The sequence below is a fragment of the Serratia fonticola genome (genome assembly GCF_001006005.1).
Taxonomy (GTDB): domain Bacteria; phylum Pseudomonadota; class Gammaproteobacteria; order Enterobacterales; family Enterobacteriaceae; genus Chania; species Chania fonticola.
Window position 1 is genome coordinate 3,362,145 of sequence record NZ_CP011254.1, and the last position, 20,983, is coordinate 3,383,127.

The window sequence follows — 20,983 nt, forward strand, 5'->3', positions numbered from 1 at the left end:
GGACGATTAACGATGCAAACAGAACCCGACGTGTTAACAGATCACAACGAACTTATCCTTTCGACCAGTATCGAGCGCATTGTTACTGGCCGCGATTCCGCGCTTATGCAGATTCAACAGATCATTGAGCAGCTTGATGCCATATCACGGCTAACCTCAGAAATTGGCGGTGGCACAGCGCAAGACTGGGCGATGAAAGCCGGGCACCGTTACGATAGCTGGATGACCGAAAAGGTTGATAAAGCGCTGCCTGCGATCACCCGCAATATCGATCGCAGTATCTGACGCGATTTAATGTTGAAGTCTGGCATGATGGCCTTGATGGATGCTCAGGCTCGCGATCAGTGGCATAAGAACCTGGAGGAGGGGGATCTGCCTGCCATCAGCGAAGCGAATATCCTGAGTACTTTTGAGCAGCTACATCTGAACAAAATGGATGTATTTGAGCGCGGCATTATCAATGTCTTTAAAAGGCTGTCGTGGGATTACAAAACCAATAGTCCTTGCAGCTTTGGTAAAAAGATCATCGTCAACAATCTGATGACGCATAGCCGCTGGGGCTTTAGTTTGAACTGGGGCTGGCGGCGGGATCAACTGGCGGACCTGGAGCGAATGCTGTTTCTGTTGGATGGAAAACCCATCCCTGACAACCGTGGTGATGTTACTACTCGGTTAATGGAGCATATTCGTGATAACCCTTCGAAGGATGTTTACGAAGATGCATTTTTCAGCATTCGTTACTTTCAGAAAGGAACCGCTCATCTGACATTCAAGCGACCTGAGCTGACTGAGAGAATGAATGATATCATTGCCAAGCATTATCCGGGCATGCTAGCCCAGCGATAATAGGCTGTATCTTCTAACAAATTTATCTGTTGGTATAAATGTTGGTACAAATTTTATCGAACGCGATTTTATCCATATAAAACATATCAATACTTGATGTATTCGAATCCTGTAGGGCATTCATATTGCTACGTTTTCCAAAAGTGCTAGATTAGTGACATTGCCTGCCAAGACTTCGTCAATTTTTCTCGCATGTTCGGTTAAATGAGAGGAGGAGAGGTGCGCATAACGCTGAACCATTTCTATGCTTTCCCATCGCCGCGGTTTACCTGAGTGGATTGAGCGCAGCCAGTTAAAACAATTGCTATAAGGCACAAAATTAATTTACCCATAAAAAGCCCTAATAATTAGTTATGGATGGCTAACACTTTCCAATAACATCGCCGATGAAAGATGACAATTGGCTCCAATGTGAAGAACTAGCCCGAGTTTTAGTGTAGAGCACTTTCCCATCCGGTGTAATCGCCCATGTCTCGATGAAGGAGTTACTTTTACCGTGAGATTCTCCAACCATAGAAGTTGATGACACAGGTGAGTACGTAAGTCCTGATTCATATGCATCACCAACTGAAGTAAGGCTTGCTGTATTCCCATTTATAGAAATATGGTATGTCCCAGCGGCCTCATCTTGTTGAAGTTTGTACTCAGGACTGAATTGAGACTGGCCTTTCAGGTTGGAGACCACCCAGCATTGAGCATTAGAAACGCATGGCGCCAGTAACAAAGATAACGCTAAAATTTTATATATATAGCTCCCGGCCGTAGCGTTTAGCACTTGCCTGTTACATCACCAACAAATGCTTTGGAGGAGTCAAACCCTCCCCATCCGGTTAGGACTTTTGTCATCATTACCTTTCCATCATTGTTGATAGACCACGTCTCAACCGCCTCACCAGAATCAGACTGAGATAATCCAATAAGCGTATTTTGGGATATAGGAGTGTATTTTATCCCTCCAGCGTCCGTGCCGTTTGTCACAACGGAGGAGTTTTTCTCATCAATTGTTATCATGAACGAGCCGCTAAAACCGTCATCCGTTCGTTTGTAAGCATCATCCTTCATGAATGTTGAGCCTTTTAAGTTCGACACAACCCAGCACTCGGCGCTAACGGGTAGTGAGGCCAAGGCCAACATGGCAATGATGATCTTTTTCATCCCAGAGTCCTAACTGATTATTTTTTATCAGCATACATCTGCACGAGCATTTCGAAAACCATCTTCTTGACGGTTTCGGCCTGCTGAGCGGCCAACTTTTCCGTGTCGCTACGGTAGCCAATAACAGGTGAAGGCCTGGACATGGCATCCTGAACGATCTGCACCAGCTCCGCATTGAGCGAGCGACCATTGAGTGCTCACGTTGTTTAATCGACTTTATGTTGCAGCATCCGATCCTGATTAACCGTCCCATTGTCGTGACGCCGCTGGGAACTCGACTGTGCCGCCCTTCAGAAGTCGTGCTGGATATTCTTCCGGATGTGCAGAAAAGCGCGTTTACTAAAGAAGACGGTGAGAAGGTGGTCGATGAAAAGGGGCATCGCTTGAGTTGATTGTGTATGTTAAAGGGGCGAGATGATGAAAGGGCGAGAATACTCGCCCTTTTTCCTGGGGACCCGTGTTAACGAAGTATCAGAAGCCTGCTTTTTCGAGTTCTTCGGGTTTATCGTGAACACCAAAACGGTCAACGATGGTGCAGGTAGCTTCGTTCATCCCACGGATCTCAACTTCCGTGCCTTCTCTGCGGAACTTAATGACCACCTTATCCAGAGCGCTGACGGATGTGATATCCCAGAAATGGGCGTGTGAAACATCTATCACCACATGCTCAATGGCTTCGCGGAAATTAAAGTGGCTGGTAAAGCGGTCTGCCGAGGCAAAAAAAACCTGGCCGGTAACGGTATAGGTTCGGCTCGAATCCTCAAGAACAGAAGTGACTCTCATGAACCGGGATATTTTAGTGGCAAAGTTGAGCGAGGCTATCAGTACGCCAGTCAGCACGCCAAAGGCCAGATTATGTGTTGCAACCACGACAGCGACAGTGGCGAGCATGACCACGCTGGTTGAAAGTGGATGTGTGCGCAGGTTGATAATGGATCGCCAGGAGAACGTCCCGATGGATACCATAATCATCACAGCGACGAGCGCTGCCATGGGGATCTGAGATACCCAGTCACGCAGGAACACAATCAGGCAAAGCAGCACTACGCTAGCCGTGAGAGTAGAAAGCCGACCACGCCCGCCTGATTTTACGTTGATAACCGATTGCCCGATCATCGCACACCCTGCCATTCCTCCTATAAAGGGCGTACAGATATTGGCGATACCCTGCGCTTTGCATTCCCGGTTCTTGTCACTGGGGGTGTCGGTCATGTCATCCACGATAGTCGCGGTCATCATTGACTCAAGCAGGCCAACAACCGCAAGCCCCGCAGAATATGGCAGGATGATGAGCAGTGTCTGGATAGTTAGCGGCACGTCGGGAAGCAGGAAGACAGGCAGGCTGTCCGGAAGTTTACCCATGTCACCTACAGTTCGTACATCCAGATGCAGCCACATGGCAATGCCAGTCAGCACCACGATGCAGACAAGTGGTGAAGGAATGGTTTTGTTAAGGTACGGGAAGAGATAAATAATTCCTAGACCCGCCGCAGTCATGGCATAAACATGCCAGGTCACATTAGTCAGTTCAGGTAACTGCGCCATAAAGATCAGAATTGCCAGCGCGTTGACGAATCCGGTTACCACTGAGCGTGAGACCAAACGCATCAGTCTGCCTAATTTCAGATAACCGGCTATCAGTTGGAAGACCCCCGTCAGAATGGACGCCGCCAACAGATATTGAAGGCCGTGGTCTTTAACCAGCGTCACCATCAGCAGCGCCATTGCACCTGTGGATGAAGAAATCATCGCCGGACGCCCGCCAAAGAAAGCCATAACTACCGGGATACAGAAAGCAGAGTAGAGCCCTACCTGGGGATCGACGCCGGCAATAATGGAAAAGGCGATCGATTCTGGAATGAGCGCGAGCGCGACAACAATACCGGCCAGTACGTCACCACGGACGTTACCTAGCCAGTCCTTACGCGTTGAGGACAGCAACATAGTTATTTCTCGGTTTTTAGATACAGTCAGCCCTTGAGGGCAAAAATTTATGTACGGTAAAACACATCCGCAGACGGGATGTTATTGAGTGCGTGCAGAGGCTGGCTCAGTACGACGAAGGAAGGGAAAACTCAGGGTGGCGTAATACGCATGATAAAAATTTAGGCCTCAAGTCTGCTTTAGTTACTTTCAGAAGAGTGTTTAGCCAGTAAAAACACACTCATCCAGCCATCAAATCAAGCCCAGTCACATGAGCTAAGCGGGCACTATAATAAAAAAACAAGGAATTTTAAACCCAAAACTACAGGCTTAGGAAAATAGGGGAGAAGTAACTCCCCTCCTGCTTTTTTCATGTTACTTCGCCATTTACCGGTGGGTTGATGTCAAAACGTGAGACAGTTCCGCCTCATGTTGCCGTCTGAAAAAACGCCACACACGAATTGAAAGCAATCATACCACTCATGTCAGGCCTCAAATCTTGCTCTGATTCACTCGCCGGGAAAGCTCTTCTGCCGACTCTTTTCGTTCGCTATAGCGATCAACGAGATAGGCTGAGTTGCCCCGGGTCAGGAGAGTAAATTTCACGAGCTCTTCCATCACATCCACAATGCGGTCGTAATAAGACGACGGTTTCATTCGTCCATCCTCATCAAACTCCTGCCAGGCTTTTGCCACGGAGGACTGATTTGGAATGGTGATCATCCGCATCCAACGGCCAAGAATGCGCATCTGGTTTACGGCATTGAAAGACTGAGAGCCACCGCAGACCTGCATAACGGCCAGCGTCTTACCCTGAGAAGGGCGAACAGCGCCTTCCGATAGGGGTATCCAGTCAATCTGGGCCTTCATGATGCCGGTCATTGCACCATGCCGCTCAGGTGAGCACCACACCATCCCTTCAGACCAACGAACCAGCTCGCGTAGCTCCATCACTTTAGGATGCAATTCAGGTGCATCATCAGGAAGAGGCAAGCCAGAAGGATTGAAGATCCGCACTTCTGCGCCCATCGCAGTCAATAATCTTGCAGCTTCCTCAGTTGCCAGTCGGCTGTATGAACGTTCGCGTACAGAACCATAAAGCATCAGAATGCGGGCAGGATGTTGAATGGCAGGAACACCGAATCTCCCCTCGTTAATTGACGTGTCGAATAAACCTGTATCAACGTTCTTAAGCTCGTCCGTCATTTTACCTCTCCATTTTTTTGATTTATGGCAGTAGTGGAACAATCAGCGGTACCAGTGCAACATTCCTCAGTAAGGAAGGCGATCAGCGCATCCAGACTTTCATAGTGAGCATGGCAAAAAAGTGTTCGTCCTTGCCGTTCCTGATGTACAAGGGAAACTGAAATCAGTGCTGACAGATGATGGCTTAATGTTGAAGCAGGGATCTCAAGCCGCTTTTGCAGTTCTCCTACAGGCAGCCCCTGATGCCCGGCTTTAACCAGCTCTCTGTACACACTCAGACGTGTTGGATGCCCCAGCTCTTTCAGGGTATCCGCTGCTTTCGAAAGCTCCATAAGCACCTTTATTTTATATTTCCAGAATTATGGAAATTTAGCGTATTCCTCTCAAAATGCCAAGAGCATAAACACTCTGTGATGTTAAAGGGAGGAGGTGGCATGGTTACAGTGTAGCTGGCCCGTCCGCCCACAAACTCTGTCATAGATCAGGCGGGCAAGCAGTTAGACTACCGAATCTAAAGACTGAAAAACTGATCTTTGCCCCGGGCTTTAGCTACGTAGAGAGCTTTATCGGCATGTGTCAGTAGTACGTTAGGCGAGGGCAGTTGGCCAAATGTATGAACTGAAAAACCGATGCTTATAGTCAAGTATCCAGTGCTGGAAGCGGAGTGCGGTATTCTCAAATCTCGCACCAGTTGGCATAGCGTCTGCACATACAGCGTTGCCTGGTCTTTCGTCATGCCATTGGAGAGAATGACAAATTCTTCGCCGCCATACCTGGCGACAAAATCAGACCCCCGCTTGAAGGACTTGCTCAAGCAATCCGCGACACGTATTAGCGCTTCATCGCCTGCCTGATGTCCATAAATATCATTGAATGATTTGAAGTGATCGACATCGATCATGGCGAGCGTCAATGAGTCGCCATTACGGATGGCAATTTTGCATTGAATGTCGAACTGCGTATCAAAAAAACGGCGATTATAAATCCCGGTGAGTCCATCCTTTATGGAGAGTTGCTCGAAGTGTATTTTCATTTCCTCGAGGGACCGATGCTCATCACGAAGCTGTTGCTGGATTATCATTCTTGGTGTTACGTCTTTTTGGATCCCGATAAAATTGGTTACAGTCCCACTCTCATCATGAATTGGCGATATGCTTAACTCGTTCCAAAACATAGTTCCATCCTTGCGGTAGTTTCGCAAGGTTACAAGGCAGTACTCACCTTTTTTAACGGCGTTGCGCACAATCTCCAGCTCTGGCTGTTCCCGATCGTTATTTTGTAGGTATCGACAGTTGATGTTGGTGATTTCTTCGAAGGAGTAGCCGGTCATTCTCTCAAAAGCCGGATTTACAAAAATCAAAGGATTGTCGTCTATGACATTGTCAGAGATGGTGATGCCGTCTCGTGAATCCATAACCGCCTGCTTAAGAATTTCAATCTTCATACAAAGTCCGTTAGTGGGATCGTAGGGAGAACGTTGTTCGTAAGCAACGCAGCATCAAGAGATCACTCGCCATCAAACCAATTTTACAAGTGTAGTCGTTGAGAAAGGTGCATGTCCGTTTTTTGACATTCGCGATAGTGTTGAAAACGAGGGAGGGTTACGTCACTCAAGTGCTGGCCAGGCCTGGCACGACGGCAGTGCGTCTGCCTTTCAAACCGGTGATGACTTTTATTCCGCAACAAAAACGGCAGGTGGTGGCGGTATTCCGTCAAAACTCGATCCTGCGTTTAGCTCAGGGAGACAAGGCCGATTTACGTGATGATTGATTTAGACCCTGTTCCAGACCTCGATAAATTGCCTGATGGGGTCACTGCGCAAACTGCGGTCTATACAGAGCACTTTGAGCATCTTTCCATCATGCGCAAGGTCCTGCTACGTATGACCAGCTGGCTACATTATCTCTATCTGGATCACTAACGGTTAGTTGTGCCAAAGGATCGTGCTGCAGAGACAAAAAAGCCCGAAACGTGAATTGCGGGCTCAGATTGATGACAAAGTGGCAATATTGCTGAATAGGTCGGGATCTATCTATACCAGTATTTGCTAACCCATTGATTATACTGACGGGCGCAGCATGCAGCGCCCCTACGTTGCAAGTCCGGTGAGGGGTTGTCAGCAATCTGAGTCCGCAATGTGAATTGCGGGCTCAGATTGCTGTAGTGGAACTCATAAACCCTCGGCATTCATTTTTTAAGGTTCTCCAACAATTCAAAAATCGTGTTACCCACCTTTTGGAGCGCTTGCTCAATCTCGCGGGTCATGGGCTTGCTGTAGCTTAGCCGTAGGCAATTGCGGTATTTTCCGGCAGCAGAACTGATAAAACCGACGGCAATCTGTATGCCCTGCGGCAGCAAACAGCGGTTCAGACGCAGGCTATCGAATCCGTAAGGCAGCTCCACCCATAACATAAAGCTCCCTTGTGGCCTGCTCAGGCAGGTATTTGGCGGGAAATACTTCATGATCCAACCCGTCATAATGTCGCGATTACGTTGATATTGGCGGCGCATGCGGCGTAAATGTTGTAGGTAATGCCCTTGCTTGATGAATTCAGCCATTGCCAGCTGTGGCAAGGTGGGGACCCGCCCAGCGGAAATGTACTTCATATGTAACGCTTTCTCTAAGTAACGCCCCGGCGCAATCCAACCAACCCGCAGACCGGGCGCAACGGTTTTAGAGAAGGAACTGCACAGCAATACACGGCCATCATCATCAAACGAGGCAATGGTCGGCGGGCGTGGGTATTGATAAGCGAGTGCGCCGTACACATCGTCTTCAATAATGGCCACGTCATAGCGTTGAGCCAATGTCAGCAGCGCTTTCTTGCGCTCATCCGGCATGTTGTAACCCAAGGGGTTATTGCAGGTCGGAGTCAGTTGGATGGCTTTAATCGGCCACTGATCCAGCGCCATTTCCAACGCTTCCAGGCTGATCCCCACCACAGGATCGGTGGGGATTTCAATCACCTTCATCCCCATCCCTTTCAGGGTCTGCATCGCACCATGAAAGCTGGGGGAATCCACCGCCACAATGTCGCCAGGCTGGCAAACGGCCCCTAGCGCAATAGCCAGTGCGCCATGGCAGCCAGAGGTAATAATGATATTGTCTGCCGATTGATGATTGCCGCTGTCCAGCATCAGGCGGGCAATCTGCTCACGCAGCGTCGTCGTGCCGTAAATACTGTCGTAATCCAGTACTTCCTCACTTTGATGCAGGCTGATACGGGCTAGCAAACGGTTGAGTATTTTCAGGCCTGGGCCAGACAGGTCCGGTGTGCCGACGCCCAGATGTAGCACATTCTTTTGAGTGCTCCCCCGTAAAAACTCCAGCGTATTTTCCCACTGAGAAATCTCGACAGGCCGTTGTGCATGGCTGCATAGCGCGGGTAAAGCAGGAAGATTTGAGCTACAGCGCACGAAGTATCCCGATTTCGGCCGCGACTCGATCAGCAGGCACTCTTCGAGCTGCCGATAGGCCTGCTGTACGGTGCTGATACTCACTCCGTGCTCGTCACTCAACACCCGAACGGAAGGCAGCCGCTCTCCGGGCACATACAGCCCTTCTTTGATGCGTTGGCTAAGGATATTGGCCAATTGTTGGTAGCGAGTCATGGATATCACCTGATAAAGAGAGAAGGACCAGTACAGATGGCGCTGATTTTTGCCATTCAGACTGTTTAGCATATATCTGTATGGAAATAATAGCCGCTATTTGCATCTGTAATGTTTTTCAGCCAAGCATCATGCTAAGGGCTCATCGACTGACGGGGAGCTGATTATGAGTAATATTGTTGAAAATCAAATTGATGGTGGCTGCTTATCGGCTGAGGGAGCAACAACGAAACACTATTCTATTGTTGCCCGTTTATGGCTAAAAGCATACAGATGGGCAAAGCGTTGGAATGAGCGGCGCAAAGCTGCCAATACCCTGGCAAGGCTGAATGGCGATCAGCTAAAGGATATCGGTCTACGCCGGGATGATATCAAGCGAGACTACAGCCGTCCGTTCTGGCGCTGAGCTGGGTTAAAGATAGAACAGAGAGGGGCCATAGAAATCTCATTTCAACGGCATGCTGCGCCCCATAACCGGTACTGACAAAAAAAGAGGTGGCAAAGACTACCGCCACCAAAAGTCAAAGTCATAGGAAAAGGGAAAGGTTAATGACAACGTGGCAATGGCTGAATGTAAGGGGCGCAAAATGTGGCGCCCCTTGCGCCATAGCAGTCTCGTTAAGGGTAAAGCTTATATTTCTCACGCAACTGCAAATAGCTATCCACCGCTGGTTGCCACTGGGCTTCGATGAACTGGACCGTTTCATCAACGGACAGTTTTCTTTCGCTTGCGTCATTCAGCAACGTAACCAGTTTGCTGGTGCCGGTGAGCTTGGCCAGCCACTGAGGGCGTATCAAGAAGAACTCCTCCTGATAATCCAGGTACTGCGCTTCTTTTGCCGCAGGGATCACCATCTCATAGCCCGCAGTCTTGAACTTGAACCACCAGTCGACCAGGTAACGTATCGTTGGTTTAACCTGGCTGATATCGGTAGCGGTCAAAATCTCCCCGCACACTTCCTTTCCGGCCTGGGGCCAGCCGGTTTTCTGCTGGTTAATATCCACCTGATAGCAGGTATTGACGTAAAACTGGCGCGTAGGGAAACCCAGTTGTTCAAATGGATGGTCTGAACCTCTGCCCATGTTGACGCTGGTGGCTTCAAACAGCCCCAAAGAAGGGTAAAGCTGGATAGCCAGATCGCTGCGCAGGTTCGGTGATGGCCGTACTGGCAGTGAATAAGGGGTGTCATGCTGGTAGTTAGCCATGCTGATAACCATCAGGTCTTCAGCGGGCAACTGATGGTGTTTGTTGCCAAAGGCCTGCCAGTGGGTATCGTTGAAATTCGTCAGCCAACCTTCGCCGGTGATCATGCGGGCAAACTCCCCGGAGGTGAGTCCGTGCACCATTGGTATCGGATGCATACCAATCCCCGAGATGTATGCCTCCTCAAGAATAGGGCCATACACATGGCTGCCGAGCGGATTGGGCCGGTCGAATACCATCATTTTCTTATGGTATTTTTGCAGGCTTTCCAGCATATGGTGCAGGGAAATGGTGTAGGTAAAGAAACGAACGCCCACATCCTGCAGATCGTAAATAACGATATCGACATTGGCTAACTGTGCCTCGGTGGGATGGGCTCGAGAACGTCCATCCTCATCCCTGCCATACAAAGACACGATCGGCAGGCCGCTGTGCTTATCGATATGGTTATCGTCGCCCAGCCCGGCATCGGCATTACCACGGATACCGTGTTCTACCGAGAACAGAGTGGTCACGGTAAATTGATATTTTTCCTGCTCGGCGAGCAATTTGTCGATGGTGTGTTGGCCCTGTTTATTGATTGAGCTTTGGTTCACCATCAGGCCGACGCGCTTATTTTTGAGCAGTGGCCCATAGGTTTGTTCCTGGTCGACGCCGAGCACTATGCCTGGTACAGCGCTGGCATAGCCAGCGCTGAGAGCAAACGACGAGCACAGGAATAACACTGTCAGTAGCAGATGCCTCATTCCTTATTTCTCTCTATTAATGGGATCAATTGCCCGTCAGAAGTTATGCCGCAGTTCCAGCGCCCAGAACCAGAAGTTGTTGCTGGTTTTATCACCGTTCATCCAGGTTTGTTCCGGGCGGTAGTAACTGTCGACAAACAGCGACGTCTGCTTGGTAAACGGATAGATTGCCTGGAAGCCGTAGCGGCTTCGGTCTTTCTCTTTATACACCGTTTCCTGGTTTCTGGAGTCGCGGAAGCTTTGCGTCCCTTTAGTCAACGCCAGGCGGGTATAAGGCATTAACATCACGCCACTATCGAACTTGTAACGGTAAATCGCCCACAGGAAATGCTCCTTGTTATACAGCGTATTGACCAGTTGCTCATCGATATACAGATAGTTCAGCCAGAGGGAGTTTTTCTGGTTAAACGTCAGGTTTGCCCCCGCGAAGTGCTCATTGATCTGGCTCCAGTCGCGTTTGTAAACCCCATAATCTCCTTTTGCCCGCGCATAATCCAACTTGCGGTCAATCAGGCGGAAGGAGAGGCTGGCATTAAAACTCAGGCTATCAGAGTACTTATAATAAGCTTGCGGACGGATCCAGATCTCGTGTCGCTCCTCACCCTTGCGGATATCCCCTTTGTATTCTGGATCGGCCAGTGCCGGGTTGCTGATGGATGGATAATGCCAGTTGTCGTTACGATAACCGAGGCGTAATTTGGTGTTGCCAGTTTTCCCTGCCAGAGTAAAGGGAAAGGTTCTGGTGACGCCTGCCTGCCAACGTGTGCGGTCATATTCTGGCGTATTATCCAGATAGGTTTTCAAAAACTGAACGTCATACAGCCATAATGAATCATTCTGGTAAATAAAGGCACCGACATAAGGCGAGGTAGCTACGCTGCCACGGATATATTTCCAGCGATCGTCACTGTCTATCTCCTGCTCGGTACCAATATAGGTATCAAAGCGCCAGGTTTGTTGGTGAACTTTATCCTGTGCCTCTTTCTTTTCTTTTTCTATTTGCTGAATGCGTTTATTGAGTTTGATGATCTCCTGATCATAATCCGTCTCAGACTCATCAGCCAATACCGGTTGTGCCATGAGAATGGCACTGAAAATCACTAGCCCTGTTAAGATCTTCATGTTTTACCTTCAGAGATATTATAATGCTGTTAATCCGTAACCGCGTGGGTAGAGCACGTTATTATTATCTGGTGTTTTAATATCAACCGGCAATTTACCGTGAGGCGTTGCAAGGCTATCCCCTGCTGGCCCCTTGAACAGCGTTCTTAAACCACTGCGAATATTGGTTTCCAGGCTGTTGCGGACGTTATTGGTGACATCAAAACCGGTGATACCATAAATCGCAATGTTAGCCTTTACGCCCGATAAATAAGCGATGTCATAGGGATTACGCGTAGCAATAACCACCAGAGGAATGTTTTGCTTGTTGGCTACGTCGATGATGCGCTGCGCATTGGCTGGGTTGAGCTTCAGGTTGTAGGTAGCCAGGATAACCAACTGCTGACCTTGCAGTTGCTGCTCAATTTCTTCGGTCGTCAACGTGTCCTGATCCAGTTTGACCACCTGATCTTTGACGTTTAAGCCCACTTTCAACTCGTCGGCAATCTGAGCTAAATGCTTGTTGATTAACTCATTGCGTGGGCCTTCGTCCGAAAAGACCATAATGTTGTTTTGTGCTTTAAGCGGATAAGGCAGGACCCGATCGTTTTTGATCAGCGTAATGGCCCGCTCCGAAATGGCGTTTTCCAGATCCTTGTGCGCCTTGGAAGCGACAATGCTTTCAGCCGTGGCAGCATTATGAGGCGCAGGGGAGATGCGTTTACTGAGCTTGGTATAAATCACCCGCTGGGCGGAATCTTCAATGCGTTGCTTCAGCACCGGGTCTTTTTCCGCTTCGGCCTGCAAATAAGCGTACAGTTCGCCGAGTTGTTCAATGCTGGCACTGTCTTTAATTCCTATTGGCATCAAGACAATATCATTACCGGCTAAAATAGCCTGCTTGATGGACCAATGACGGTCAAAATTGCCGGTAATGGCTCCCATGTCCATGGCATCCGTCAGGATCAGCCCGTCAAACTTGAGTTGATTACGCAGGGTATCGGTCAAGATCGCTTTGGATAAGGTCGCCGGGGTACCGATTTTCTCTCCCTTGATGTTGGTCAGGATGGTGCTATCAAGCGCTGGCACCACCACATGGGCGGTCATGATGGCATCGGTATCGGGCATCACGTCGACAAAGGGTTTCAGTTCGGTCTGTTGCCATGAAGCCTTATCCGTGTTGACGCTGGGGAGTGCAAAATGGGTATCTGAGGCGACGTTGCCGTGCCCAGGGAAGTGCTTCAGAGAGGTGAGCACCGGATATTGGTGAATACCTTCGATATAGCTTCGAGCTAATTGTCCAACCAGAATTGGATCGTCGGAATAAGAGCGAACGCCGATGACTGGATTATTCTGGTTGTTATTCACATCCACTACAGGCCCAAAGTTAAAGTTAAACCCAAGGCTGGTTAACTCATAACCATGAATATTCCCAGCCTGTTTGGCTAAATCGGCCACACCGGTAGCCCCCAAGGCCATATTGCCCGGCATCTCAGTGCCCACACGCAGGCGGGTAACATACCCACCTTCCTGATCGGTACTGATAAACAGCGGTAAGTTACTCCGTGCGTGCTGGAAATTATTAATCAACTCAACCGTTTGTGGGGTATTAATCAGGTTTTCACGGAACAGGATCACCGAGCCTAAATGATAGTCCGTCATCATTTTACTGACGTTGGTATTCATCTCGGTAAAAGGGGTTTTGCTTTCGCTGCCGTTTTCATCCCAGGAACGAATGTCCACCATCAACATTTGTCCGAGTTTTTCCGCCAAACTCATGTCGGCAATGATCTTTTCAGCTGCGCCTTTGGGGGAGAGCCACATCTCTTTTAGTTGGGTTTCAGGAATAGCGGCAGCATAGCTTCCGGCACTAAATAAAAATATGGCCGGTATTATTTTTTTCATGGGATGACTCCGAGGTATCAATTTCCGGCGATTGTACATTCCAAAGCAGGTAATAAAGTGATAATTATCACAGTTGATCGATTCGTGTTTGTGATGCGCAAAGGAATAATGCCGGTTTTTTATACCAGCATTGTATCGCGCAGCTTGATTGGTAAAGGGGGCGAGCAAAGAATAACCCTTTAAGGGCAAGAATATCTTGCGATAATTATTTTAATCTCGTCATAAAAAGTTAAGATAATTCTTGTCATTGTTTTAATGGTATTCGGTTTTTTCTGGGGGTCAGTCGTCCAGGTTATTAATGGTCATGCTCGCATTCAGCACCAGAGGTTTGGCGCTCTCTTTGCGTTGTTGCATTAACGCCAGGAAAATCAAATCCGTCAGGGTATTCTGTGCGGTTCTGGACGAAATCGAAGAGCTACGCCACTCGTTTTCATCAGAGACACTTTCCAATACATAATCGGCTATTTTGGCTAAAGGATTATCTTTGCTGCCGGTTATGGCGACCACTGTCGCTCCCTGTGCTTTTGCCATGGAGGCGGCGATATGCATATCTTTCCTGCGGCCACTGAAAGAAATCACGATTTGTACGTCTTTGGCGGTTAGCGCCTGCGCGGTGGCAATCTGGACGTGAAGATCGGCTTCCACCAGGCTCAGGATACCGATCTTTTGTAATTTATAGCTCAGATCTTTGGCGGTGAGGCCAGAGCCCCAAATGCCGACGATCTGCACGCGCTGGGCGTTATCGATGGCATCGACCACCTGTTGGAAAATGGCGAAATTGATCCTTTTTGTCGTCTCGACGATTGCGGCATTTTTCTCATGGGCCAGCTTTTGTGCCACAACCATCAATGAATCTTCCGACGAGATGGCGTTATGCAAGGCCTTGTGCGGAGAGGACTTGAACAGGTTATTTCTACCCAGCTCCTCACTGATGGCAATTTTCAGGGCAGGGAAGCCTTTCATACCGATTTTCTGGCTAAACTTGACGATGGCAGACTGGCTGACCCCCGCATCTTCAGCAAACTGGGAAGAAGACATGCCCAGGACGGCTTCCGGGTTATCAAGGATATATTTAGCGATTTTTTGCTGGTTTTCGGCCAGGCTTGGCAACAACCAGGTGATTTCGTTCAGGACTGACATCAACAATATCTCCACTGTGTGTAATAGATTATTCCAGTTAGGGGGCTTTTCATTCCTTTGACTTATTTATTTGAAATTGTTGGAAATTAAATTTTAAATGGCGGTTGTTTTTCCGCTTTATTCCTGATTTAGCTCTCGGCGAGAATAGATTTACCGTGACGATTATCACATTTGCCGAATAAATAATTCCTTAACATTGTCGAAAATCTTAACCCATTGGAAGCCCCTATGAAGATAAATTTAAGCCAGATGGTGACGGAAAGCCGCAACCCGGCCAGTTCGCAAATTGATACGCTGCCCACACTGGATATGCTCGCCGTGATCAACAGCGAAGACCAAAAAGTGCCGCTGGCGGTAGCCGCCACCTTGCCAGAAATCGCCAGGGTAGTGGATCTGGTGGTGGAGGCTTTTGCCAACGGTGGCCGATTGATTTATTGCGGAGCGGGCACCTCTGGCCGGTTGGGGATCCTGGATGCCAGTGAGTGCCCACCTACTTACGGCACGCCGCGTGAGCAGGTAGTTGGTCTGATTGCCGGGGGCCATGCCGCGATTTTGCAGGCGGTGGAAAATGCCGAAGATAGTCCGCAAATGGGCGAGCAGGATCTGCGTAATCTCGATTTCAACGCGCGTGATGTGTTGGTCGGCATCGCAGCGAGCGGCCGCACCCCTTATGTGCTGGGGGCAATAGCTTATGCCCGTAGCGTTGGGGCGACTGCCGTAGCCATCTCATGCAATCCGAATAGCGAAATGGGTCAGGCAGCCGATATCGCGATTGAACCGGTGGTAGGCCCAGAAGTGGTGACAGGTTCATCGCGGATGAAAGCGGGAACGGCGCAGAAGTTAATCCTGAATATGATCACCACCGGGGCGATGATCCGCAGCGGCAAGGTTTACAGCAACCTGATGGTCGACGTGGAAGCCACCAACGCCAAGCTGATACAGCGCCAGGTCAATATCGTGGTCGAAGCCACGGAGTGCAGCCCTGAAGAGGCGGAAGAGGCACTTAATCAATGTCAGCGCCACTGCAAAACCGCGATTGTGATGATCCTCGGCGGCTTGTCTGCACCTGAGGCCAGCGCGGTTTTGAGTAAAAACAAAGGATTTATCCGTCAAGCACTGCAAGGGATACAGGCATAACCATGGCGAAAATAACCGTTCCGATGATAGAGCAAATTTTACTTCTGGTAGGCGGCAGTAAAAATATCATTATCTGCGGTAACTGCATGACCAGGCTGCGTCTGACGTTAAAAGATCGTCAGCAAATACGGCTTGAAGAGTTGAAGAAGATCCCTGGCGTGATGGGGGTAGTTAACGGCGACGATCAACTGCAGGTTATCCTCGGCCCTGGCAAAGCGCAAACTGCCAGCGAGATGATGAATGCGTTGTTAACGGCGCAGCCGCAGCAGGAACGGGGGAATGCCGAGCAAGCTGACTTGCAGGCCCTGGCAAGTGAAAACAAGCAGCAGATGAAAGCCAAGCAAAATAGCGCGGTGCATAATTTCCTGACTAAATTTGCCACGATTTTTACGCCGTTGATCCCAGGTTTTATTGCCGCAGGGCTGTTGTTGGGGATCGCTACCCTGATGCAGCAAACGCTGATCGTGGAGGGAGTGGCACCGGCCGCATGGCTCAAAGGGCTGATCGCTTACATGAAAGTGTTCAGCATCGGTTTGTTTACCTTCCTTAGTATCCTGATTGGCTTTAATACTCAGAAGGCCTTTGGTGGCACCGGGGTTAACGGTGCGATCATCGCTTCGCTGTTTGTTTTACGCTATGTACCGGAAGGAACTACCGGCTACTACGCAGGGATGAGCGACTTTTTTGGGCTGGCGATCGACCCACGCGGTAACATTATTGGGGTGCTACTGGCCTGTATCTTGGGCGCATGGATCGAAAGGCAGGTGCGCCGGGTGATCCCCGATAATCTGGATATGATCCTGACTTCGTCAATTACCCTGCTGATCACTGGCGCCATTACCTTTGTGGTGATTATGCCGGTTGGCGGTGAGTTGTTTAAGGGCATGTCATGGCTGTTTATGCACTTGAACGGCAACCCGTTCGGTACCGCCATTCTGGCCGGGTTGTTCCTGATCGCCGTTGTGTTTGGCATTCATCAGGGCTTTGTGCCGGTTTACTTTGCCTTGATGGATGCGCAGGGCTTCAACTCGCTGTTCCCTATTCTGGCGATGGCCGGTGCAGGGCAGGTGGGGGCGTCACTGGCGCTATTTGCTCGCTCTCCTAAAGGCTCTCTGCTTCGTACCCAGATTAAAGGTGCCATTTTCCCCGGCCTGCTGGGGATTGGTGAGCCGCTGATTTACGGCGTCACCTTACCGCGTCTGAAGCCTTTCGTTACTGCCTGTCTTGGGGGCGCGGTCGGTGGGTTCTTTATCGGTCTGGTTGCCTGGATGGGGTTGCCGGTGGGGCTGAATACGGTGTTTGGTCCTTCGGGCCTGGTGTCGATCCCATTAATGACCTCAGCCAACGGGATTTTTGCCGGCATGCTGGTGTATGTCGCCGGTATTTTGATCTCCTATATCGCCGGCTTTATTCTGACCTGGTTGTTTGGCAGCAAGGATGTTGATTTAAGCTGATTTAATATTATTGCGAAATAGCCCTGCTTGCAGGGCTGTTTTTTATCCCCATCTAGCAGCTTTTGCACTCTCCAAGATTTCGCCTACGCTTGAAGTTATGATTCACTGGGATATACTTGTTAGAATGAAAGATAAAGGTATCTTATGAATGATTTATATCATTGAAAATCGCGTGCTTTTCAATATGGATGAAAACGCGTTTACGCTTCTTGAGGATGGGAATGAGAAAATAATCATTTCTAATCCGGCTCGGCGTGTCCTGGCCTTGCTTATCGAACAGCATGGTTCCATCGTACTACGCGAGACTCTGTTCCAGAAGGTTTGGGATGATTATGGTTTGATTTCAAGCAATAACAATCTCAATCAATGTATCAGTAAATTGCGGAAAATCATTTCCAGCTTAGGTATCGAATCAGAATTTATCGTAACCATTCCTAAAATTGGTTTCTTGATCAAGAAAGAAACCAAAGTGCAAGTTTATCTTGAATCTGAAAAGCAGGAAATCCTTGATGAAAAGCCTTTAATTCATGATGATAAATCACATGAAACCGTTTTGCTTAAAGAAAAGCCAACTCCAGTTGTCGATATAAATAACAAAAATAATATCAAAAAATCTGTCGTGGTTTATCTTTTTCTCGCTCTAAGCTTTTGTTTAATCTCATTTTTTGTAATCTTAAGTTACGATAAAAAACCTATGCAACTTAACCATTTTGTTGCAAATTTTGGTGAGTGTAAATTGTACTCTGTGACACCCATTACTAAGAGTGAAAATGAAAAATTTATAGCTCGAGCCAAATGTTTTATGGCCGATAAAAATATGGTTTGCAAAAGTAATGATGCCTTCATATTTCATACTGAATCAACGTTATCTCCTATTAACACCGGCTCCTTTCGTGAGTTTATGGCAAGATGCGAGGTGGGTAAAGACAACCGCATAGAATCATGCCAGAGTTTTTATAGAAATGATAGGAAATGCAATGAGTAATATAAAAACAAAAAACATAATAATCTCTACTGTATTGGTGACGGCAGTACTTGTTCTATATGCTATTTATACCGTATTCAGTTACCAAAACAATCGCGTGGATGAGCCCATTTATAACTACGGTTGTCGTGGTAATATTAGTGTGGAAAGCATATACAATGACAAACTTGTGACTATGAATGCCAATGTTTACTTCTCATTCTTGAATTCGCACAATATTATTTACGCAATAAGTGGCACCGCGACAATGTATAATGAAAAAAATGAAGTCATAAAAAAGCAAACGATCTTAAGAAATATTTACTATAGTTATCGAGTTGAGAGTGTTAGACAGCATACTTATACATTGAACAGTGAGCGTATCGATGTCAATGCAATCGATAATATTGATAACAATTTCGCAAGCCTTGTCATGTTTGACAGCATGTTCAAAGTGGGCTATAACGATATAGTAGTGATTAAACCGAAAACCGAGAATACTATTTTAATTTCGAATAATCAGTCACCTTTTATGATGTGTGTGTATCATTAAATTTCTTGGGAAACTAGCAGAAATCAACGCCTATCGATAATAAAAGTACAGGCTAAAACCACATGCCAATGCATAGCGTTTGAGCGTTTTAAAGCTGGCGTGTGTCGGTTTCTTTTCCAAACGGCTAATTGCTGGTGGTGTGACTCCCAGTCTTTTTGCGACTTCTGCCTGGCTTAATCCCGCTTCTTCACGCATTTTTTGTAGAATATACTCTAACTCAACCTCTTCTTTCAATTTTTGATCGTCGTACTGAACTCGCGGATCTTCCAGTGCTTTCACCAGCGATCTGGCATTGTTTCTAAACTCCATTGAAGACCTTCCTCATCCAAACCAATGATATTGGTCTGGCCTACTCTCAGTATAAATATCATTTTGGCGGTTCTTTCAGTACCATCGTGCTAATATTTTTAACTTCGGAAAGTCCCACTAATAATTGAAGGAACTGTGGCGAGGTAAGTCCTAACTTTCTCATGGCGTTCATTTTATGCGCGCTGACGGTTTTAATATTTATTCCTGCCATCTTGCCAATGGCCGCAGGCGTTATTTTTCGAGCCAAACTGTTTAATACAAACCACTCCCGCTGTGAGAGGGGTTTATTAGCACCATTAGCTTCTTTCTTTTCAATAATGCCTGGGCTAGCATATTGGTTATTAGTATTGACGGACTGAGTAACAACACGATGGATAAACTGTAGGGTCTCTTTTTTTGACAATAAATGGAACATTTTAAATGAAGTAAGGGAATGTAAAATCTCCATCTCTTTACTCTCGGTTAAAATAATGACTCTGTTATTAATGCAATCTCTTTTTAAGGCTGAAAAATAATTAATTAAATCATAAGTCGGCATAGTATACTGCTGGATAGAACGCTGCATTTTATAAACGCCTAGCTCAGAATACGCATTCTCCAACAAATAATTAAGCCCCATCTCCGTACAAAAATCATTAAAAAAAACAATAAAGCACGATCCCTGACTCATTGGTTCCAAGTCATTTATTTCTTGCCAAACCGCCATGTTATCTCCAAGTATTAGTAGTAGTTGACTTTTACAATCACTGAGGTATCAAATTGACCCAGGGCAATGTCTCTTCCTGGAATTGCACTTATTGTCGCTATAAAGTCTTTCGTGACTTGATTGACATTATTTAACTCTGCAAAATCATCGTAGCGATTAAATTTGATAGCCTGTTGTAAATCGTTGTATAGGGTTAATTTAGTCCCATTCTGTAAGTCTATTGCATCATCACCAATCAATGGACTTGGGGTAGAGAATTCAGCCTGTAGCGAGAAGTTATCGAGACAACCTTGCTTTATTGCTTGAATAGCGAAAGGCATGCTTACGCCAGAGGTTCCCGTTAACAAATTCTTCTGGATAGCGGAAAAGTTGACTATTTGCGATTCAGGATAGACTTTTAAATCTGAGCCACAGGCCAGAAAGCGGACTCCTTGCAGGCCTGATAGCGTATATTTTACGTTTTTTGCGTTGGCGGAATTATTCAGGCCGCGGCTGCCATCTAATTGGAATACAATGAATTGATCGTTTCCTTTATAGGTCCCATTGCTTGGTGCGTTACCTGCCAATTTGATATAGAGCCTGAACGTAATTGGGATAGTGACATTCTGACCTTTTTTGATAGGTGCACTACCGGTGCTCAAACTTTGTGCATTTTCCTCAAGATCCTGGCCATTATAACTCACACCGAGCTTCAGTCCTTCTCCCAACGACTGGGATTTTGGGTTGAAATAAAAATGCACTACGTCAGTGATTGTGCCAAGAACATTATCACAATAGGCCGTCATACTGATTTCATTGGATTCCCATATTTTGGTTCCGATAGGCACATTGGAAGGGATCGCCAGTTTACCGACGGGGATTGGTGGCATATTCACCAACTGAGTGCCTTTTTCAACACAGTCTAAAGCCTTAGCTGTCTGGCTCATAAATAATAAACTGAGCAATAGTGATATGAGGTGAAGTGAACACCATTTTCTTTGAGTATGCATTTTTTATCCTGATTTAAAATCGGCGCTAGAGTT

At 47.5% G+C, this 20,983-nt stretch carries 19 protein-coding genes and 4 pseudogenes; 8 read left to right on the forward strand and 15 right to left on the reverse strand.

What is annotated here, in order from left to right:
- Positions 1-12: 12 nt before the first annotated feature.
- Positions 13-846, forward strand: a pseudogene (locus WN53_RS14905) (DUF4942 domain-containing protein).
- Between the two features lie 120 nt (positions 847-966).
- Here WN53_RS14905 and WN53_RS28945 read toward each other — a convergent pair.
- The 3 genes and pseudogenes from WN53_RS28945 to WN53_RS27900 all read right to left on the reverse strand — a co-directional run.
- A pseudogene (locus tag WN53_RS28945) lies at positions 967-1,101 on the reverse strand (integrase); the annotation flags it as partial.
- A 513-nt stretch (positions 1,102-1,614) separates the two neighbouring features.
- Positions 1,615-2,001: a hypothetical protein gene (locus WN53_RS14910; protein ID WP_024484799.1), complete on the reverse strand. Its 387-nt coding sequence runs from the start codon at positions 1,999-2,001 to the stop codon at positions 1,615-1,617.
- A 17-nt stretch (positions 2,002-2,018) separates the two neighbouring features.
- Positions 2,019-2,165, reverse strand: a complete 147-nt coding sequence (locus WN53_RS27900; protein WP_312847530.1) for a hypothetical protein — start codon at positions 2,163-2,165, stop codon at positions 2,019-2,021.
- A 42-nt stretch (positions 2,166-2,207) separates the two neighbouring features.
- Here WN53_RS27900 and WN53_RS14915 point away from each other — a divergent pair.
- Positions 2,208-2,393: pseudogene (locus WN53_RS14915) on the forward strand (ArsC/Spx/MgsR family protein); the annotation flags it as partial.
- A 79-nt stretch (positions 2,394-2,472) separates the two neighbouring features.
- On the opposite strand, the gene WN53_RS14920 reads toward WN53_RS14915, so the two are convergent.
- The 4 genes from WN53_RS14920 to WN53_RS14930 form a co-directional block, all read right to left on the reverse strand.
- The gene (locus WN53_RS14920) at positions 2,473-3,945 is read right to left on the reverse strand and encodes a SulP family inorganic anion transporter (RefSeq protein WP_024484800.1); all 1,473 of its coding nucleotides are present in this window, start codon (positions 3,943-3,945) and stop codon (positions 2,473-2,475) included.
- A 471-nt stretch (positions 3,946-4,416) separates the two neighbouring features.
- Positions 4,417-5,130, reverse strand: a complete 714-nt coding sequence (arsH, locus tag WN53_RS14925) for an arsenical resistance protein ArsH (protein WP_024484801.1) — start codon at positions 5,128-5,130, stop codon at positions 4,417-4,419.
- Positions 5,127-5,462 carry an ArsR/SmtB family transcription factor gene (locus tag WN53_RS27345; protein WP_024484802.1) on the reverse strand — a complete coding sequence of 112 codons (336 nt, stop codon included), beginning with the start codon at positions 5,460-5,462 and terminating at the stop codon, positions 5,127-5,129. The genes arsH and WN53_RS27345 overlap by 4 nt, the downstream gene beginning before the upstream one ends.
- Before the next feature lie 179 nt (positions 5,463-5,641).
- Positions 5,642-6,574, reverse strand: a complete 933-nt coding sequence (locus tag WN53_RS14930) for a GGDEF domain-containing protein (protein WP_024484803.1) — start codon at positions 6,572-6,574, stop codon at positions 5,642-5,644.
- 134 nt (positions 6,575-6,708) lie between these two features.
- Here WN53_RS14930 and WN53_RS27905 point away from each other — a divergent pair.
- Positions 6,709-7,051, forward strand: a pseudogene (locus tag WN53_RS27905) (hypothetical protein); the annotation flags it as partial.
- A 266-nt stretch (positions 7,052-7,317) separates the two neighbouring features.
- Here the strand turns inward: WN53_RS27905 and WN53_RS14940 are convergent.
- Complete coding sequence (locus WN53_RS14940) at positions 7,318-8,742, reverse strand: aminotransferase-like domain-containing protein (RefSeq protein ID WP_037412198.1); 1,425 nt, start codon at positions 8,740-8,742, stop codon at positions 7,318-7,320.
- Positions 8,743-8,908: 166 nt separating this feature from the next.
- On the opposite strand from WN53_RS14940, the gene WN53_RS27350 reads away from it, so the two are divergent.
- Entirely contained in the window at positions 8,909-9,148 is a 240-nt protein-coding gene (locus WN53_RS27350) for a DUF1127 domain-containing protein (protein ID WP_071784964.1), read from the forward strand.
- Positions 9,149-9,360: 212 nt separating this feature from the next.
- Here the strand turns inward: WN53_RS27350 and WN53_RS14945 are convergent, their stop codons facing one another.
- The 4 genes from WN53_RS14945 to WN53_RS14960 all read right to left on the reverse strand — a co-directional run bounded on the left by WN53_RS14945 (position 9,361) and on the right by WN53_RS14960 (position 14,838).
- Positions 9,361-10,692: an exo-beta-N-acetylmuramidase NamZ family protein gene (locus WN53_RS14945; protein WP_024484804.1), complete on the reverse strand. Its 1,332-nt coding sequence runs from the start codon at positions 10,690-10,692 to the stop codon at positions 9,361-9,363.
- Between the two features lie 36 nt (positions 10,693-10,728).
- The gene (locus WN53_RS14950) at positions 10,729-11,814 is read right to left on the reverse strand and encodes a hypothetical protein (RefSeq protein WP_024484805.1); all 1,086 of its coding nucleotides are present in this window, start codon (positions 11,812-11,814) and stop codon (positions 10,729-10,731) included.
- 18 nt (positions 11,815-11,832) lie between these two features.
- On the reverse strand, positions 11,833-13,698 hold the full coding sequence (locus WN53_RS14955; protein ID WP_046808095.1) for a glycoside hydrolase family 3 protein: 1,866 nt from the start codon (positions 13,696-13,698) through the stop codon (positions 11,833-11,835).
- A gap of 279 nt (positions 13,699-13,977) precedes the next feature.
- Positions 13,978-14,838, reverse strand: coding sequence for an SIS domain-containing protein (locus WN53_RS14960; RefSeq protein ID WP_024484807.1), 861 nt, complete (start codon positions 14,836-14,838; stop codon positions 13,978-13,980).
- 228 nt (positions 14,839-15,066) lie between these two features.
- Here WN53_RS14960 and murQ point away from each other — a divergent pair, with 228 nt between their 5' ends.
- The 4 genes from murQ to WN53_RS14980 all read left to right on the forward strand — a co-directional run bounded on the left by murQ (position 15,067) and on the right by WN53_RS14980 (position 18,946).
- Entirely contained in the window at positions 15,067-15,975 is a 909-nt protein-coding gene (gene murQ / locus WN53_RS14965; protein WP_024484808.1) for an N-acetylmuramic acid 6-phosphate etherase, read from the forward strand.
- 2 nt (positions 15,976-15,977) lie between these two features.
- On the forward strand, positions 15,978-17,429 hold the full coding sequence (murP, locus tag WN53_RS14970; protein WP_024484809.1) for a PTS N-acetylmuramic acid transporter subunit IIBC: 1,452 nt from the start codon (positions 15,978-15,980) through the stop codon (positions 17,427-17,429).
- 148 nt (positions 17,430-17,577) lie between these two features.
- Entirely contained in the window at positions 17,578-18,414 is an 837-nt protein-coding gene (locus tag WN53_RS14975) for a winged helix-turn-helix domain-containing protein (RefSeq protein ID WP_024484810.1), read from the forward strand.
- The gene (locus WN53_RS14980) at positions 18,407-18,946 is read left to right on the forward strand and encodes a FidL-like protein (RefSeq protein ID WP_024484811.1); all 540 of its coding nucleotides are present in this window, start codon (positions 18,407-18,409) and stop codon (positions 18,944-18,946) included. Before WN53_RS14975 ends, WN53_RS14980 begins: the two co-directional genes overlap by 8 nt.
- Positions 18,947-18,976: 30 nt before the next feature.
- Here the strand turns inward: WN53_RS14980 and WN53_RS14985 are convergent, their stop codons facing one another.
- From WN53_RS14985 to WN53_RS14995, 3 genes are read right to left on the reverse strand one after another with little or no spacing between them, the layout of a single operon-like run.
- Entirely contained in the window at positions 18,977-19,255 is a 279-nt protein-coding gene (locus WN53_RS14985; RefSeq protein WP_024484812.1) for a helix-turn-helix domain-containing protein, read from the reverse strand.
- A gap of 58 nt (positions 19,256-19,313) precedes the next feature.
- Positions 19,314-19,961, reverse strand: coding sequence for a helix-turn-helix transcriptional regulator (locus tag WN53_RS14990; RefSeq protein WP_046808096.1), 648 nt, complete (start codon positions 19,959-19,961; stop codon positions 19,314-19,316).
- Between the two features lie 14 nt (positions 19,962-19,975).
- Positions 19,976-20,950 (reverse strand): hypothetical protein, encoded by a 975-nt coding sequence (locus tag WN53_RS14995; RefSeq protein WP_024484814.1) that lies wholly within the window; start codon positions 20,948-20,950, stop codon positions 19,976-19,978.
- Positions 20,951-20,983 lie beyond the last annotated feature (33 nt).